Here is a 14,598-nt window from a genome sequence, read left to right on the forward strand (position 1 = left end):
GCTCGTTATTCCGGCGCAGGTTCGCCCACGCGCATGATTTCCCATTCTAGCGTGATGCCGGTCTGATCGTAAACAGTTTTTCGCACCTGCTCGCCAAGGTTTTCAAGCTCCGCGGCGCTCGCACCACCGGCATTGGTGAGGAAATTCGCGTGTTTGGGGTTCATCTGCGCGCCGCCGAGCGTGGCGCCCCGCAGGCCGGCATCGTCGATCAGCTTCCATGCTTTCAGGTCGTGCACGTCATCCGCCCGCCCGGTCGAGGAAAACCCGGCCGGATTGCGGAAGGTGGAGCCTGCCGTGCGGTCTTTCGACGGCTGGGTCTCATCGCGCCTGGCAAGCTGGGCCGCCATCCGCGCCGCCAGCTCCTCCGGCTCGCCCACAATGCCCTCGAAGGTGGCCGAGGTCAGCACCCAGCCCTCCGGCAGCGCCGATTGACGGTATTGAAAGGCCAGATCGTCGGCGCTGAGCACCACCCGGTCGCCGGCCCGCGTCACCGCCGTGGCCGAACGGAACACATCCGCCGTATAGGTGCCGTAGCAGCCCGCATTCATCTTCACCGCGCCGCCCACGGCGCCCGGGATCGTGCGCAGGAAGGTGAGGTCAACCCCCGCCTCCGCCGCACGGCGTGCGACATGCGCATCCAGCGCCGCCGCCCCGGCGCGCACCGTGGTGCCGTCGATCTCGATACCGTTGAAGCCGCGCCCGAGCCGGATCACCACGCCGCGAATACCGCCATCGCGCACGATCAGGTTGGACCCCACCCCCATCGGAAACACCGGCACCGACGGGTCGAGCGCCGCGAGGAACTCGGCCAGGTCGTCTTCGTCGGCGGGCAGGAAGAGCGCATCCGCCGGGCCGCCGACCCGCATCCAGGTGAGATCGGAGAGCGGGCGGTTTTCGGTGAGCGTGCCGCGCACGGGGGGGAGTTCGAGCGTCATGCCGCTTGGGTAGCTTCTGACGCGCGGCGGGGCAAGGGCAAGGCGTCAGCCATAGCGGCGGACCATGCGTTTCAGCCAGCGCCACAGGTAGATCGCCGGCCAGCGCAGCATCGAGGCGCCCGCCGCCAGCACCACCAGGCCGATGATCGGACCGCTCTCGAATGTCACCCAGCCGACGATGGGAATACCCGTGACGATCAGCACCCAGGCGGCAGGCCAGTGCCCGCGCCGCGACGGTGCGAGCGCGATCAGGTTCGCGACGAGCGCCCAGAGCGCGGCGGCGATCAGCGACGGGGTCATGTCGGGCGCTCCGGGTTCTGGCCGCGCGCCTTGGCGATCAGGTAGAGGAGCGGACGGCGGAACATCGACAGGAAGGCGAATAGCGCCAGCGCCGTCCAGATCCAGCCGTTCTGATAGCCGACCCAGATCATCAGCGGCACCGCCGTCAGCAGCAGGACCGAGCCGGGAATGGCCTGATACCGGATCGGGAAAAAGGCGGTGACGGCGCCGAGCAGCACCCAGAACGCAGCGGCGATGAGAGAGGGGGTCATGGCAAGGTCTCCGCGATATGGGCGACAAGCAGTGCTCCGGCCCCGGCAATGCCGAGCCAGGGCATATAGGCGGGCACCGCAAAGGGCAGCGCGCGGCGCTGGCGGTGAAGGCCGATCAACGCGGCGTTGACGATGATGAACACGGCCAGCAGCGCCAGGGTGGTGTATTCGGCCAGCGTCGAAACCGGCAGCGCCAGCGCGGCGGCGATGGTGGCGGCCCCGGCCAGCAGCGTGGCCAGCACCGGCGTGCCGAAGCGCGGATGGGCGCGGTGGAAGATCGTGAGCGAAGGCGCCCGGCGGCCCAGCCCGAACAACACGCGCGCCGCCATGACGATCTGCGCCAGCACCCCGTTCAGCGCCGCGGCAACAGCGATGGCGGAGAGAAACAGCGATGAACGGCCCGTCGTCTCCCAGACCAGCGCGAGCGGGCGCTCGGAGGCGCCCAGCGCCTCGACCGGCACCGCGCGCAGGGCGGCGAGCGTGACGAGGGCGTAGAGCAGCGCGGTGACCAGAAGCGCCACGAGGATCGCGCGCGGCATCGAGCGCACCGGATCGCGCGCTTCCTCGGCCATGTTCACCAGATCGTCGAAGCCGAGAAAGGCAAAGAAGGCAAAGACCGTCGCCGCCACCAGCCCGGCAAGCGCGAGCGGCGGCGGGCCGCTGGCGAGCGCCTCGCTCCAGCCTTCGGTGGGCACGGCCACCGCCCCGGCCCAGCCGACCATCAGCAGCCCGGCCACCTCGACCAGCGTGAGCAGCGCCGCGAAGGTCAGGCTTTCGACCACGCCAAAAACCGCAAGCAGCGTGAGCGCCACGCCAAGGCCGATGATCGCCGCGGCCGGCGGCACGGCAAGGAGCGCCTGCAAATATCCGACACCGCCCCGCAGCACGGCGGCCCCGCCGACGACGCCGGCGGCGATGTTGATCCAGCCCACCAGCATGGCGAGCCAGTGCTGGCGCAAGCCCTTTTCGACATAGGCGCTGTCGCCCGCCGCTTCGGGGATGGCGGCGGAGAGCGCGGCATAGGAGAGCGCCGAGGGAACGGCGATCAGCCCGGCGACGAGAAAGGCCACCGGCGCCCAGATCCCGGCAGCGCCGGCGGCATGGCCGACAAGCACATAGATCCCCGCCCCCACCATGATGCCGATGCCGTAGAGGGTGAGGAGCGGCGTGCCGAGCGACTTTTTCAGCGTTTCACTCATGGCCCGCCGCCCTCGCGCCATGTGCGGCGGGCCGGGCCTGCCGAAAGGGGATATGCTGCGCCGCGGTCAAGGATCAGTCTTTGAGCCTCGCTTCCAGCCCGCGCGCCCAGGCCGAGATCGTGCCGGCGCCGAGGCAGACCACGATATCGCCCGGCCGGGCCTCGGCCCGCACCAGCGCCACAAGGTCATCCTCCGAGGTCACCGCCAATGCATGGCGATGGCCGTGCGCGGTGAGGCCCGCCACCAGATCGTCGCGGGTCGCGCCGGCAATCGGCTCTTCCCCGGCGGCGTAGACTTCGGCGATGCCCACCACGTCGGCATCGTTGAAACAGGTGCAGAAATCTTCGAACAGGCTGTGCAATCGGGTGTAGCGATGCGGCTGGTGCACCGCGATGACCCGCCCGTCGCTGGCCTGGCGCGCCGCTTTCAGCACGGCGGCGATCTCCACCGGATGGTGGCCGTAATCGTCGATGATCGGAATGCCCTGCCACTCGCCCACCTTGGTGAAGCGGCGGTTGACGCCGCCGAAGCTGGCCAGAGCCGCGCGGATCTCGTCGCGCTTCATGCCAAGGTGGCGGGCCACGGCCACGGCGGCCAGAGCGTTGGACACGTTATGGTCGCCCGGCATCGGCAGGGTGCAGCCCTCGATCTTCGTGCCTTCGGCGTTCAGCTCGATATCGAAATGCGCCACCCCGGCCTTGTAGCTGAGATTGACCGCGCGCACATCGGCCTGGGCGTTGAAGCCGAAGGTGACGACGCGCCGGTCGGTGATCCGGCCCACCAGCGATTGCACCTCCGGGTGGTCGGTGCAGCACACGGCAATGCCGTAGAACGGAATGCCCGAGACGAAATCGTAAAACCCCTCGCGCAGCGTGTCGAAATCGCCCCAATGGTCCATGTGCTCGGGGTCGATATTCGTCACCACCGCGATGGTGGCGGGCAGGCGGTTGAAGGTGCCGTCGCTCTCATCGGCCTCCACCACCATCCATTCGCCCTCGCCCATCCGGGCGTTGGAGCCATAGGCGTGGATGATGCCGCCATTCACCACGGTCGGGTCCAGCCCGCCCTTCTCAAGCAATTCCGCCATCATCGTGGTGGTGGTGGTTTTGCCATGGGTGCCGGCGATGGCGATGTTGGATTTGAGCCGCATGAGTTCGGCCAGCATCTCGGCGCGGCGCACCACCGGCAGGCCACGGGCGCGGGCGGTGTCGAGCTCGGGATTGCCCGGCTTGATCGCGGAGGAAATCACCACGACTTCGGCGTTTTCGAGGTTCTCGGCCTTCTGGCCGATGAAAATCTCGGCCCCCAGCGCCGCCAGCCGCTCGGTGATCGCGGTCGATTTGAGGTCAGACCCCTGCACCCGGTAGCCGTGGTTCAGCAGCACTTCGGCAATCCCCGACATGCCGATCCCGCCGATGCCGACAAAGTGGATCGGACCCATTTCGGTGGGAAGCTTGGTCGCGGCGGCGTTCATGTCTTGTCTTTCCGGGTCTTGGCGGCGAGGTCTTCCACCAGCGCGACGAGCGCCTCGGTGGCATCGGGTTTGCCCTGTGAGAGCGCGGCGGCGGCCATTTGCTCGGCGCCGTGCGGATCGTTCAGAACCAGCGCGATGTGCTCCGAGAGCATGTCGGCGTCAAGCCGGCTTTCGGGGATCAGGATCGCCCCGCCCGCCTCGGCCAGCCCGCGCGCATTGGCGGTCTGGTGATCGTCCATCGCGGAAGGCAGCGGGATCAGGATCGAGGGCCGCCCGACCACGCTGATATCGGCCACCGACGAGGCCCCGGCCCGGCTGATCACGAGTTGCGCATCGGCCAGACGGCGCGGCACATCGTTGAAAAAGCCCTGCACTTCGGCGCGGATGCCGTGATGATTATAGGCGGCGGCGACCGCCTCGGCATCTTCGTCGCGGGCCTGCTGGCTCACGGTCACATGCCCGCGCAACGCCTCGGGCAGCCGGGCGATGGCGGCGGGCACGGTCTCCGACAGGATGCGCGCGCCCTGGCTGCCGCCGATCACCAGCACCTGCATCGGGTAATCGCCGGGCGCGATATAGCCCGCGCCCGCCCGGTCCGCGATGGCGCCGCGCACCGGGTTGCCGGTATGCACCGGATGCGCACCCGCAGGCATCGGCGCGGTCGGCCAGGTGCCACAAGCCACGTAGCCCACACGGCCCGCGAAGCGGCGATTGACCCGGCCGAGCACGCCGTTCTGTTCATGGATCATGCGCGGCAGGCGCAAGAGCGTGGCCGCCACGAGCGCCGGGATCGAGGGGTATCCGCCAAAGCCGATCACCACATCTGGCCGGTCGCGCAGGAAACCGAAGGTCGCGCCGATCACGCCGCCGAAAATGCGAAACGGCACCGCGAGCCGTGCCAGCACACCGCCGCGCGCGAAGGTGGCGGAGGAAACCCGGTCAACCTCCACCACATGCGGAAAGCCGCCGGTGTAGCGCGCGCCGCGCGCATCGGTCGAGAGTTTCACCCGCCAGCCCCGCCGGATCATCGCCTCGGCCAGCGCCTGCGCGGGGAACATATGCCCGCCGGTGCCGCCGGCGGCCATCACCAGAAGCGGCGCGCGGCGGCTCATCTGCCGCTCCGGCCATGGCCGAGAACGTCGCCAATCTTGCCCTGTGGCCGGGTGCGGGTGAAGGCGAGCAGCATCCCCACCGCGAAGCCGGTGGCGATCAGCGAGGAGCCGCCGTAGCTCACGAAGGGCAGCGTCATCCCCTTGGCGGGCAGGAGCCGCACGGCCACGCCCATATTGATCAACGCCTGCACGCCGAACATCGCGGTCAGCCCGGTGCCGGCAAGGCGGATGAACGGATCGCGTTCCTGGATCAGCCGGATGAAGCTGCGCACCACCACCGTGGCGTAAAGCCCGATGATGACCATGACGAGGAACAACCCGTATTCTTCCGCCGCGACGGCGATGATGAAATCGGTATGGGCATCGGGAAGTGACCATTTCACCTGCCCCTCACCCACGCCAACGCCGAAAATCCCACCCTCGCGGATCGCGTTGGTGGCGTAGCCGATCTGGGTGGTCGGGTCGATCTCGGTCGAGAGGAAGCCGTCGATCCGGCGGGCGAAATGCTCGGAATGCTCATAGGCGACCATGCCGCCCATCACCACGATGCCGGCGGCGCCGACGATCAGCACATAGGGCGCCCCGGCGACGAAATACATCACCCCCCAGCCAAACAGCACCAGCGCCGACTGGCCGAAATCGGGCTGCATGGCGAGGAACCCGACCACCACCGTGGTCAGCACCAGCGACATCGTCTTGCCCGGCGGGCCGCCGATCTCCTGGCTCGCGGCGATCAGCCAGGCCACGGTGATGACGAAGACGGGTTTGAGAAATTCGGACGGTTGCAGCGAGGCGAAGCCGAGCGAATACCAGCGCACCGCGCCCTTGCCGAAATCGGTGCCGAACACCGGCAGCATGATCAGCGCGGCGAAGGCGAAGAAGAAGCCCACCACGCCGATCCTGCGCACGAGCTGCGGGCTCATCATCGTGGTGGCGAACATCACCGCGAAGGCCATGACGCCGAAGGCCACCTGGCGCTCGACGTAATAGAACGGATGCAGCCCGTTGCGCTCGGCCAGCGGCGGCGAGGCGGCAAGGCCGAGCAGCAGCCCGATTGCGAATAGTAGAAGGATCGCGGAGACCGACCATTTGTCGATCGTGCGCCACCAGCGGGGCAGGATCGGATCACCGTCCTGCCGCGGGGTGGCGCCATACACCATCTCGGTCATCTGAACCGCCCGGGCTTTGCCCTGTAACTCTGCCTCAATCACGCCCGGGTTTTTCCCGGGTCACCAAACAGGATAACCGCAAAGGCGCCCCAGCGCCAGAGATTGTTGCCCTGCCTGCCCGCGCAAGACGGCTATAGCGGCGAGGAGGATTTGCGCGGCTTGTCGCGGTTGAGGCCGAGCTGACGTTCGCGCCAGATGATCAGGATGCCGGCCAGCACGATCAGCGCGGCGCCGGCCAGCGTCATGCTGGTGGGCACTTCGGCGAAGATGAAATAACCGATGGCGATGGCGAAGAGCATCGAGGCATAATCGAACGGCGCCACCACCGAGGCATGGGCGAAGCGGTAGGCCGAGGTGAGCATCCCCTGCCCGACGCCGCCGAACAGCCCGGCGAGGATGAGCAGCATCGCATCGCGCCCGGTGGGCAGGACCCAGCCGAACGGGATGGTCAGAAGCGAAAACGCCGTCGACGACAGGGTGAAGTAGAACACCACCGTGGCCGCGCGTTCGGTGGCGACCATCTTGCGGATGAAGATCTGCGCCAGCGCCGCGAAGGTGGCCGACATCAGCACCAGCATCGCCCCCAGCGCCTGCCGCGCGCCCAGATGGCCCTCCGACACGGCGGTGAGTTGCGGCGCGAGCACGATCATCACGCCGACGAGGCCAAGCCCGACGGCGGTGAGCCGGAAGATGCGCACCTGTTCGCCCAGGAACATGGCGGCGAAGACCACGGTCAGGATCGGTGCGGCATAGGACAGCGCCGTCACCTCCGGCAGCGGCAGAAGCTGCAGCCCGGCAAAGCCCAGCCCCATCGCCGACGTGCCCACCACGCCGCGCCAGACATGGCTCATCGGCTTGTGCGTGTGCAGCCCGACTCTCAGCTCCCGCCGCCAGGCAAGCCAGCCGAGGATGACCGGGAAGGCGAAGAGCGAGCGGAAGAACACCACCTCGCCCGCCGGCACCCGGCCCTCCGTGGCCTTGATCAGCGATTGCATCACCACGAAAGCGGTGACGGCGCCGAGCTTGAGGAGGATGCCGAGGGTCGGGTTCATGCCCACTTCAGAGCACGAGGGCGCGACCGGAGCAAGGCAGTCCAGGCGATGCGCGGCCTGCCGGTCCGGCGAAACGTTGCGGCTATTGCTCGGCGGGAGCTTTCGGCGGCTTTTTCTGCTTGGGCTCCGAAGCCGGCTTTTGCGCGGCGGCGGCGCGGGCGCGATAGCTCCACCGGCTGCGGCGCGGCGAGGCCTTCTCGCTCAGGAATTCCTTGAGATCAAATGGCTTCTTGGGAACAGAGTATCCCATGTCTTATCCTTCCCTGCGGCTTGCGCGACGATCTGGAAGCAAAGCGGCGGAGCCCTGCCCCGCCGCCTCACCTCCCGGCATCAATGCCCACGGCGCATACTGGCTCCCTCGGGAACCGCGCCGTCCAACACCATTTGCCGGGTATACACACCCCGCCGCGCAGGCGTGCGCGGCGAGCGTAGTCATTCCTGGATTCTTTTTGACAATACGATGCGCGACTCGGGCCGCGGATCGGCGACCATCCAACGGAAGAAATCGGCCCAACGTTCATCCGGCCCGCTGCCATTGCTGGCAGCCCGATCAATCTCCGCGCGTCTGGGGGTCTCGGTCTTTCGGGCGCTCACGGCGTGCCCTCCATAACACCCCGAGAGGGGATCCCGGCGATGCCATGGATATGGGCGCGCGCAGGGTCGAATACAACCAGATGTGAAATTATTTTTCACAATCCAGCGCGATTGCGCAACTTCCTCTCACAAAAGCCGGAATCCGGCGCTATTCCACCGGGCGCTGCACTCGCATCACCAGGTATTTCAGCTCCGGGCCGACGAATTTCTCGGCGAAGCTGATCCACAGATCGGCCTGCAGCATCTCGTCGAGCACCGCCGTGAGCAGCATCGGCGCAAGGTCGAGAAAGGGCGCACGCAGCTTCGCGCGCTGCTGCGGATCGAGGCCCGGCGCGTTGGCTGCGTTGAAATTCTCGGCGCTCGACCAGGCGCTGAGTGCGCCGTGCACGAAGCTTTCGCCCTCATCGGTTTCCACCAGCCAGTTGAACACCGAAAGCGGGATTTGCCAGACCTCCACCGGGTCCTTTGCGTCGGGCAGTTCGCGGTCGAGGATTTCGCCGATCCGCTCCAGATGGGCGCTCACCGAAGCGGCCATCTTCTCGGGGTCGGCCTCGTACCATTCGGGAAATTCCTGCATCCGCCGCCTGATCTTTTCAATCATCCGCTGCCGGGGCGATTTGCCGGCATCGGGATCGACGTAGCGGGCATGGGCCACGAAATCCTCATGCGATTTTTCCGGGCGCGGCTCGCTGTCGATCTTGCGCTGCCATTTGCTCCAGGCCGATGCGGCGGCCTGCTGGATCTTGTCGGGCACATCGCGTGGATGTCGTGCCATTTGCATCCTCTGCTTTCTCCTGGCTGCGCCATGCCACGAAAGGCGTCCGCCTCCCCCGCGCCTCGGCGCGAGGGTCACGATCGAGCCAGGCCCTGACCACGGTGATACGCCCACCGCGCAGGCCCGTCGAGGCGTTCGGCGCCCCCAATTCGGCATGGCCGGTATGTGTCTGCCGAACGGCCTATCGTCTAAAGGTAAAATCGCGGTTTACGCGGTCAAGGCCCGCACCAGGCGCGTGAAGTCGTCGCCGCGCGCCTCGAAATCTGCGTATTGGTCGAAGCTGGCCGCCGCCGGGGCCAGCAGCACCGTCTCGCCCGGCTCGGCCTCCGACGCCGCGGATGCCACGGCGCGCTCCATCGTCTCGCAGATCTCGTGCGGCGTGTCGCCGAGCTGCAGCGCAAACTCGCGCGCCGAATGGCCGATGAGATAGGCCTTGGCCACATGGCCCAGATGCGGCGCCAGCGCGGCGATGCCGCCGTCCTTGCCCAGCCCGCCGGCGATCCAGCGGATGCGCTCGAATGCCTGAAGCGCGGCGGCAGCGCTGTCGACATTGGTGGCCTTGGAATCGTTGACGAACGTCACCCCGCCCTTCTCGCCGACAAGCTGCGAGCGGTGCGGCAGCCCGGCGAAACTGGCCAGCGCCGCCTCGATCTGGCGCGGCGCGAGGCCGAGCGCGCGGCAGGCGGCGAAGGCGGCGCAGGCATTCTGGTGGTTGTGGCTGCCCGGCAGGCCCTTCATCGGGCGCAGGTCGATCGAGGCCACCTGCCTTCCCTTGCGGTATTCGCTGAGAAACCCCTTGCGGGCGAAAACATGCCAGCCCGGCCCGGCAAGCTTGCGGTCGACCGAAACGCGGATCACCCGGTCGTCGCCCGGCCCTTCGCTCAACTGCCCGGCAAGAAACAGCCCCTCCGGTTCGTCCACCCCGATCACCGCGCGGTCCGGCCCGCCCTCGGCGAACAGCCGCCGCTTGGCGGCGAAATAGCCGCCGATCCCGGCATGGCGGTCGAGATGGTCGGGCGAGAGGTTGGTGAACACCGCGATATCGGGGGTGAGCGCACGGGCAAGGTCGGTCTGGTAGCTCGACAATTCCAGCACCACCACCTCGCTGTCATGCGCCGGATCGAGATCGAGCACACCGCGCCCGATATTGCCGGCAAGCTGGGTCGGGCGGCCCGCTTCGCTCAGGATGTGGTAAATGAGGGCAGAGGTGGTCGATTTGCCGTTGGACCCGGTGATCGCCACCACTTTCGGCGTGGTCTCGAACTCGTCCCAGTCCGGCGTGGCGAAAGAGCGGAAGAACAGGCCGATATCGTTATCCACCGGCACGCCCGCCTCGTAGGCGCGGGCGATATGGCGGTTGGTTTCGGGGTAGAGATGCGGAATGCCGGGCGAGGCGATGAGGGCGGCGAGATCGTCGAAGGCGTCGCGCCGGGTAAGATCGTGCAGGATCAGCCCCTGCCCCTCGGCCCGCTCCCGTGCCTCGGCGCCGTCGTCCCAGCACAGCGCCTCGGCCCCGCCTGCCTCCAGCGCCTTTGCCGCGGCAAGGCCCGAGCGGCCGAGGCCGAGCACGGCGACACGTTTTCCTTCATAGCCTCGGACGGGGATCATGGGCTGGCTCCGATCTGCTTGCCAGATTGGTAGCCGAGCCTGCGCGCCTTTGCCAGAGGAACGCCGCTTCGAAGCGGCGTGTCACGCGGTTTCGAAACCGCGTTTGCTAGCGCACCTTCAGCGTCGCCAGCCCGATCAGCGCCAGCACCAGCGCGATGATCCAGAACCGGATCACGATCTGCGGTTCGGCCCAGCCGCGCTTTTCGAAATGATGGTGAATCGGCGCCATCAGAAACACCCGCTTGCCGGTGCGCTTGAAGTAGAGCACCTGGATCACCACCGAGGCCGCCTCGACCACGAAGAGCCCGCCGACCACGGCCAGCACGATCTCGTGTTTCAGGGCGACGGCGATCGAGCCGAGCGCGCCACCCAGCGCCAGCGAGCCGGTATCGCCCATGAACACCGCCGCGGGCGGCGCGTTATACCACAAAAATCCCAGCCCGCCGCCGATCAGCGCGGCGGCAAAGATCAGCAATTCGCCGGTGCCCGGCACGTAATGCACATCGAGATATTCGGTGAAGTCGACCCGGCCGACGGCATAGGCGATGATCCCCATCGTGGCGGCGGCGATCATCACCGGCATGATGGCCAGCCCGTCGAGCCCGTCGGTCAGGTTCACCGCATTGGCGAAGGACACCATCACGAAGGCGCCGAAAACCGGGAAGAACCAGCTCAGGTTGATCAGCGTATCCTTGAACACCGGCAGCGCCAGGCGGAAGGTGAGATCGTCGGGGTGAACCATCGAGGCGGCGGCGGCGGCGGCGATGCCGATCAGCGCTTCGAGGATCAGCCGGGTGCGGCCCGACAGCCCGCCATAATTGCTGCCCGCCGCGATCTTGCGGTAATCGTCGGCAAAGCCGATCAGCCCATAGGTGAGCGTGACCCCGAGCACGATCCAGACAAAGGGATTGTCGAGCCTGGCCCAGAGCAGCGTGGCCACCGACAGCGCCCCGAGGATCAGAACACCCCCCATCGTCGGCGTGCCCGCCTTGGTCTCCAGATGCCCCTCGGGGCCGTCTTCGCGGATTGGCTGGCCGTTTTTCTGGCGGCTTTTCAGTAGGTTGATCAGGGGCTTGCCGAAGAGGAACCCAAAGATCAGCGCGGTGAAAAAGGCCGCGCCGGCGCGGAAGGTGATGTAGCGAAACAGGTTGAAGACATCGCCGCCATCGGAAAACTCGGTAAGCCAATACAGCATTCGGGTGCGCCCTTCGTTTCAGTTGGTCAGCGGATGGCCCAGTTTGCGCAGCGCGTCAACCACGCGGCTCACGCGGGAGCCTTTCGAGCCTTTCACCAGCACGACGTCGCCCGCATCCACATGGTGGCGAATCCGGCCCGCCATGTCATCGGCGCTCTCGGTCCAGTCGCCCTGTTTCTCCGCCGGAAGCGCCTGCCAGAGCGCGCGCATGAGCGGGCCGACGCAATGGATCACCTCGATCCCGGCCAGATGCGGCGAGGCCGCCAGATCCGCGTGCATGGCCGCTTCGCCGGTGCCCAGTTCCAGCATATCGCCCAGCACCGCGATCCGGCGGCCGCGCGCGATCCGGCCCACACCGTCCAGCGGCGCGGAGGCAGCCAGCACTTCCAGCGCCGCCGCCATCGAGGTGGGATTGGCGTTGAACGCATCGTCGATCAGGGTGAAAGACAATTCCTCGACGGGATCGAGCATCACCTGCTCGCGCGTACCGCGGCCCGCGGGCGGCACCCAGTTCGACAGATCGCGCGCCGCCAGCGTCACATCGGCCCCGAGAGCGCGCGCCACACCGAGCACGCCGAGCGCATTGGCCGCGAAATGCCGCCCCGGCGTGGCGAGGCGGAAAAGCTGCGCCGTATCGCCGATCCGGGCATGGGCCACGGTGGCATCGTGCAGCAGGCTGACGGAGGTGAGGCACAGCGTATTGCCCGGCGCTTCGCCAAAGCGCTCGATCCGCGCGCCCTTCGCCCGGGCGGCGGCTTCGAGGATCGGGGTGGTCGGCAGATCGCCGTTGATCACCGCCACGCCATCGGGCTCAAGCCCTTCGAAGATCGCCGCCTTTTCACGGGCGATCGCCTCGACATTCTCGAAGGCGGCAAGATGCGCGGCGGCAATCGTGGTGATCATCGCCACATGCGGGCGGGCCAGGCGCGCCAGCGGCGCGATCTCGCCGGGATGGTTCATCCCGATCTCGATCACCGCGAAATCGGTATCCGCCGGCATCCGCGCCAGTGTGAGCGGCACGCCCCAATGGTTGTTGTAGCTCGCCTCGGCGGCATGAACCTTGCCCTGCCCGTCGAGCACCGCGCGCAGCATCTCCTTGGCCGAGGTCTTGCCGACCGAGCCGGTAATCGCCGCTACCCGGGCCCCGGTGCGCGCCCGCCCCGCCGTGCCGAGCCGTTCCAGCGCCGCGAGCACATCATCGACAATGAGCAGCGGCGCATCGGCGGCCACCCCCTCGGGAATGTGGCTGACCATCGCCGCCCCCGCCCCCCTGGCGAGCGCCTGCGCCACGAAATCGTGGCCGTCGCGCACATCCCTGAGCGCCACGAACAGATCGCCGGGCCGGATCGTGCGCGTGTCGATCGACACGCCATTCGCCTCCCAGTTGCCCTGCGCCGTGCCGCCCGTCGCGGCGGCGGCGTCGGCGGCGGTCCAGAGGCTCATGCGAGCCGCCCTTCCAGCGCGGCCACCGCCACGCTCGCCTGTTCGGCATCGTCGAAGGGCAGAACGTCTTCGCCGATCACCTGCCCCGTCTCATGGCCCTTGCCCGCGATCAGCAGCGCGTCGCCCGCTTCCAGCATGTCGACGCCGCGCAGGATCGCCTCGGCGCGGTCGCCCACCTCGTTGGCGTCCGGGCAGCCGGCCAGCACCTGCGCGCGGATCGCGGCGGGGTCTTCCGAGCGGGGGTTGTCGTCGGTCACGATCACCACGTCGGCATTCTGCGCCGCCGCCTTGCCCATCAGCGGACGCTTGGTCGTGTCGCGGTCGCCGCCGGCGCCGAAGACGATCACGATCCGGCCCATCACATGCGGGCGCAGCGCCTTCAGCGCCGTGGCGATGGCGTCGGGCGTATGGGCGTAGTCGACGAAGATTGCCGCGCCATTGGCCCGCGTCGCCGCGATCTGCATCCGCCCGCGCACGGTGGCGAGGTGTTCGAGGCTGTCGAACACCGCCTGCGGGTCCGAGCCGGAGGCGATCGCCAGCCCGGCGGCGAGCATCACGTTTTCGGCCTGGAAGCCGCCAATCAGGTTCAGCCGCGTCAACTGCGGCCTGCCCTTCCAGTGAAAGCGCAGCTCCTGCCCCGTCGCGCCGTAGCGGTGGTTGGTGATACGCAGATCGCAGCTTTCGTCATGACCGACGGTGATCACCTCCTGGCCGCGCTCGTCGGCGGCCTTGGCCAGCGTCCAGCCCTTGAGATCGTCGGTGTTGATCACCGCCACACCATCGGCGGGCAGAACGCGGGTGAACAGCCCGGCCTTGGCCTCGAAATAGGCCTCGAAGCTCTCATGATAGTCGAGATGATCCTGGGTGAAATTGGTGAACCCGGCGGCGGCAAGCGTCACCCCGTCGAGCCGGCGCTGCGCCAGCCCGTGCGACGAGGCCTCCATCGCGGCATGGGTCACGCCATGGGCGGCCATGTCGGCCAGAAGCTCATGCAGGGTGATCGGTTCGGGTGTGGTATGGCTCGACGGCGCGCTATAGGCGCCCTCCACCCCGGTTGTGCCGATATTCGCGGCCTCGTGGCCCAGAAGCTGCCAGATCTGGCGGGTGAAGGTGGCCACCGAGGTCTTGCCGTTGGTGCCGGTGACGGCGACCATCACCTGCGGCTGGCGGCCATGGAACAGCGCGGCGGTGAAGGCGAGCGCCGCGCGCGGATCTTCGGTGACGACCAGCGCGACATCGGGGTTTTCGTCCAGCACGTCGCGCGCAAGCGCCGCGCCCTGCGGATCGGTCAGCACCGCCGCCGCGCCCATCCGGAGCGCATATTGCACGAATTCCGCGCCATGAACCCTGGCTCCGGGCAGGGCCGCGAACAGGTGGCCCGGCCGGGTCTTGCGGCTGTCGACCGAGAGGCCGGTGATCCGCGCCTCGCGCCCGCCCTGCGCCGTCAGCCCAAGCGCGGCAAGCGATGTCATGGGCGCGGGCTCGATCATG

14 protein-coding genes are annotated in these 14,598 nt (G+C 67.8%); all 14 read right to left on the minus strand.

Translation table 11 applies throughout. From position 1 onward, the window contains the following. Window positions 1-5: 5 nt before the first annotated feature. The gene (gene murB, locus QMG28_RS04975) at window positions 6-935 is read right to left on the minus strand and encodes a UDP-N-acetylmuramate dehydrogenase (RefSeq protein ID WP_281841088.1); all 930 of its coding nucleotides are present in this window, start codon (window positions 933-935) and stop codon (window positions 6-8) included. Window positions 936-980: 45 nt separating this feature from the next. After that, the gene (locus QMG28_RS04980) at window positions 981-1,235 is read right to left on the minus strand and encodes a DUF2484 family protein (protein WP_281841089.1); all 255 of its coding nucleotides are present in this window, start codon (window positions 1,233-1,235) and stop codon (window positions 981-983) included. Continuing rightward, entirely contained in the window at window positions 1,232-1,486 is a 255-nt protein-coding gene (locus QMG28_RS04985) for a DUF2484 family protein (RefSeq protein ID WP_281841090.1), read from the minus strand. Before QMG28_RS04985 ends, QMG28_RS04980 begins: the two co-directional genes overlap by 4 nt. Then, on the minus strand, window positions 1,483-2,685 hold the full coding sequence (locus tag QMG28_RS04990) for an APC family permease (protein ID WP_281841091.1): 1,203 nt from the start codon (window positions 2,683-2,685) through the stop codon (window positions 1,483-1,485). Before QMG28_RS04990 ends, QMG28_RS04985 begins: the two co-directional genes overlap by 4 nt. A 73-nt stretch (window positions 2,686-2,758) precedes the next feature. After that, window positions 2,759-4,159 carry a UDP-N-acetylmuramate--L-alanine ligase gene (gene murC, locus QMG28_RS04995; protein ID WP_281841092.1) on the minus strand — a complete coding sequence of 467 codons (1,401 nt, stop codon included), beginning with the start codon at window positions 4,157-4,159 and terminating at the stop codon, window positions 2,759-2,761. Beyond that, window positions 4,156-5,271 (minus strand): UDP-N-acetylglucosamine--N-acetylmuramyl-(pentapeptide) pyrophosphoryl-undecaprenol N-acetylglucosamine transferase, encoded by a 1,116-nt coding sequence (locus QMG28_RS05000; RefSeq protein ID WP_281841093.1) that lies wholly within the window; start codon window positions 5,269-5,271, stop codon window positions 4,156-4,158. The genes murC and QMG28_RS05000 overlap by 4 nt, the downstream gene beginning before the upstream one ends. Next, complete coding sequence (ftsW, locus tag QMG28_RS05005; protein ID WP_281841094.1) at window positions 5,268-6,440, minus strand: putative lipid II flippase FtsW; 1,173 nt, start codon at window positions 6,438-6,440, stop codon at window positions 5,268-5,270. Before ftsW ends, QMG28_RS05000 begins: the two co-directional genes overlap by 4 nt. Before the next feature lie 131 nt (window positions 6,441-6,571). Continuing rightward, window positions 6,572-7,492, minus strand: coding sequence for a DMT family transporter (locus QMG28_RS05010; RefSeq protein WP_281841095.1), 921 nt, complete (start codon window positions 7,490-7,492; stop codon window positions 6,572-6,574). 82 nt (window positions 7,493-7,574) lie between these two features. Next, a complete protein-coding gene (locus QMG28_RS05015; protein WP_281841096.1) occupies window positions 7,575-7,742 on the minus strand; it encodes a hypothetical protein in 168 nt (55 codons plus the stop codon). A 492-nt stretch (window positions 7,743-8,234) separates the two neighbouring features. Then, a complete protein-coding gene (locus tag QMG28_RS05020; RefSeq protein ID WP_281841097.1) occupies window positions 8,235-8,861 on the minus strand; it encodes a hypothetical protein in 627 nt (208 codons plus the stop codon). 207 nt (window positions 8,862-9,068) lie between these two features. Further along, complete coding sequence (gene murD, locus QMG28_RS05025; RefSeq protein WP_281841099.1) at window positions 9,069-10,469, minus strand: UDP-N-acetylmuramoyl-L-alanine--D-glutamate ligase; 1,401 nt, start codon at window positions 10,467-10,469, stop codon at window positions 9,069-9,071. 106 nt (window positions 10,470-10,575) lie between these two features. Further along, on the minus strand, window positions 10,576-11,664 hold the full coding sequence (mraY, locus tag QMG28_RS05030) for a phospho-N-acetylmuramoyl-pentapeptide-transferase (protein WP_281841100.1): 1,089 nt from the start codon (window positions 11,662-11,664) through the stop codon (window positions 10,576-10,578). Window positions 11,665-11,682: 18 nt separating this feature from the next. Beyond that, window positions 11,683-13,107: a UDP-N-acetylmuramoyl-tripeptide--D-alanyl-D-alanine ligase gene (locus QMG28_RS05035; RefSeq protein WP_281841101.1), complete on the minus strand. Its 1,425-nt coding sequence runs from the start codon at window positions 13,105-13,107 to the stop codon at window positions 11,683-11,685. Continuing rightward, window positions 13,104-14,597, minus strand: coding sequence for a UDP-N-acetylmuramoyl-L-alanyl-D-glutamate--2,6-diaminopimelate ligase (locus tag QMG28_RS05040; protein ID WP_281841102.1), 1,494 nt, complete (start codon window positions 14,595-14,597; stop codon window positions 13,104-13,106). Before QMG28_RS05040 ends, QMG28_RS05035 begins: the two co-directional genes overlap by 4 nt. Window position 14,598: the final 1 nt, after the last annotated feature.

Origin of the sequence: Sinisalibacter aestuarii (assembly GCF_027923545.1) — a bacterium.
Taxonomy (GTDB): Bacteria; Pseudomonadota; Alphaproteobacteria; order Rhodobacterales; family Rhodobacteraceae; genus Sinisalibacter; species Sinisalibacter aestuarii.

What these genes read in the sequence shown, in the direction of transcription:
- murB (WP_281841088.1), bottom strand. Translation starts at nt 935, where the DNA reads ATGACGCTCGAACTCCCCCCCGTGCGCGGCACGCTCACCGAAAACCGC.
- QMG28_RS04980 (WP_281841089.1), bottom strand. Translation starts at nt 1,235, where the DNA reads ATGACCCCGTCGCTGATCGCCGCCGCGCTCTGGGCGCTCGTCGCGAAC.
- QMG28_RS04985 (WP_281841090.1), bottom strand. Translation starts at nt 1,486, where the DNA reads ATGACCCCCTCTCTCATCGCCGCTGCGTTCTGGGTGCTGCTCGGCGCC.
- QMG28_RS04990 (WP_281841091.1), bottom strand. Translation starts at nt 2,685, where the DNA reads ATGAGTGAAACGCTGAAAAAGTCGCTCGGCACGCCGCTCCTCACCCTC.
- murC (WP_281841092.1), bottom strand. Translation starts at nt 4,159, where the DNA reads ATGAACGCCGCCGCGACCAAGCTTCCCACCGAAATGGGTCCGATCCAC.
- QMG28_RS05000 (WP_281841093.1), bottom strand. Translation starts at nt 5,271, where the DNA reads ATGAGCCGCCGCGCGCCGCTTCTGGTGATGGCCGCCGGCGGCACCGGC.
- ftsW (WP_281841094.1), bottom strand. Translation starts at nt 6,440, where the DNA reads ATGACCGAGATGGTGTATGGCGCCACCCCGCGGCAGGACGGTGATCCG.
- QMG28_RS05010 (WP_281841095.1), bottom strand. Translation starts at nt 7,492, where the DNA reads ATGAACCCGACCCTCGGCATCCTCCTCAAGCTCGGCGCCGTCACCGCT.
- QMG28_RS05015 (WP_281841096.1), bottom strand. Translation starts at nt 7,742, where the DNA reads ATGGGATACTCTGTTCCCAAGAAGCCATTTGATCTCAAGGAATTCCTG.
- QMG28_RS05020 (WP_281841097.1), bottom strand. Translation starts at nt 8,861, where the DNA reads ATGGCACGACATCCACGCGATGTGCCCGACAAGATCCAGCAGGCCGCC.
- murD (WP_281841099.1), bottom strand. Translation starts at nt 10,469, where the DNA reads ATGATCCCCGTCCGAGGCTATGAAGGAAAACGTGTCGCCGTGCTCGGC.
- mraY (WP_281841100.1), bottom strand. Translation starts at nt 11,664, where the DNA reads ATGCTGTATTGGCTTACCGAGTTTTCCGATGGCGGCGATGTCTTCAAC.
- QMG28_RS05035 (WP_281841101.1), bottom strand. Translation starts at nt 13,107, where the DNA reads ATGAGCCTCTGGACCGCCGCCGACGCCGCCGCCGCGACGGGCGGCACG.
- QMG28_RS05040 (WP_281841102.1), bottom strand. Translation starts at nt 14,597, where the DNA reads ATGATCGAGCCCGCGCCCATGACATCGCTTGCCGCGCTTGGGCTGACG.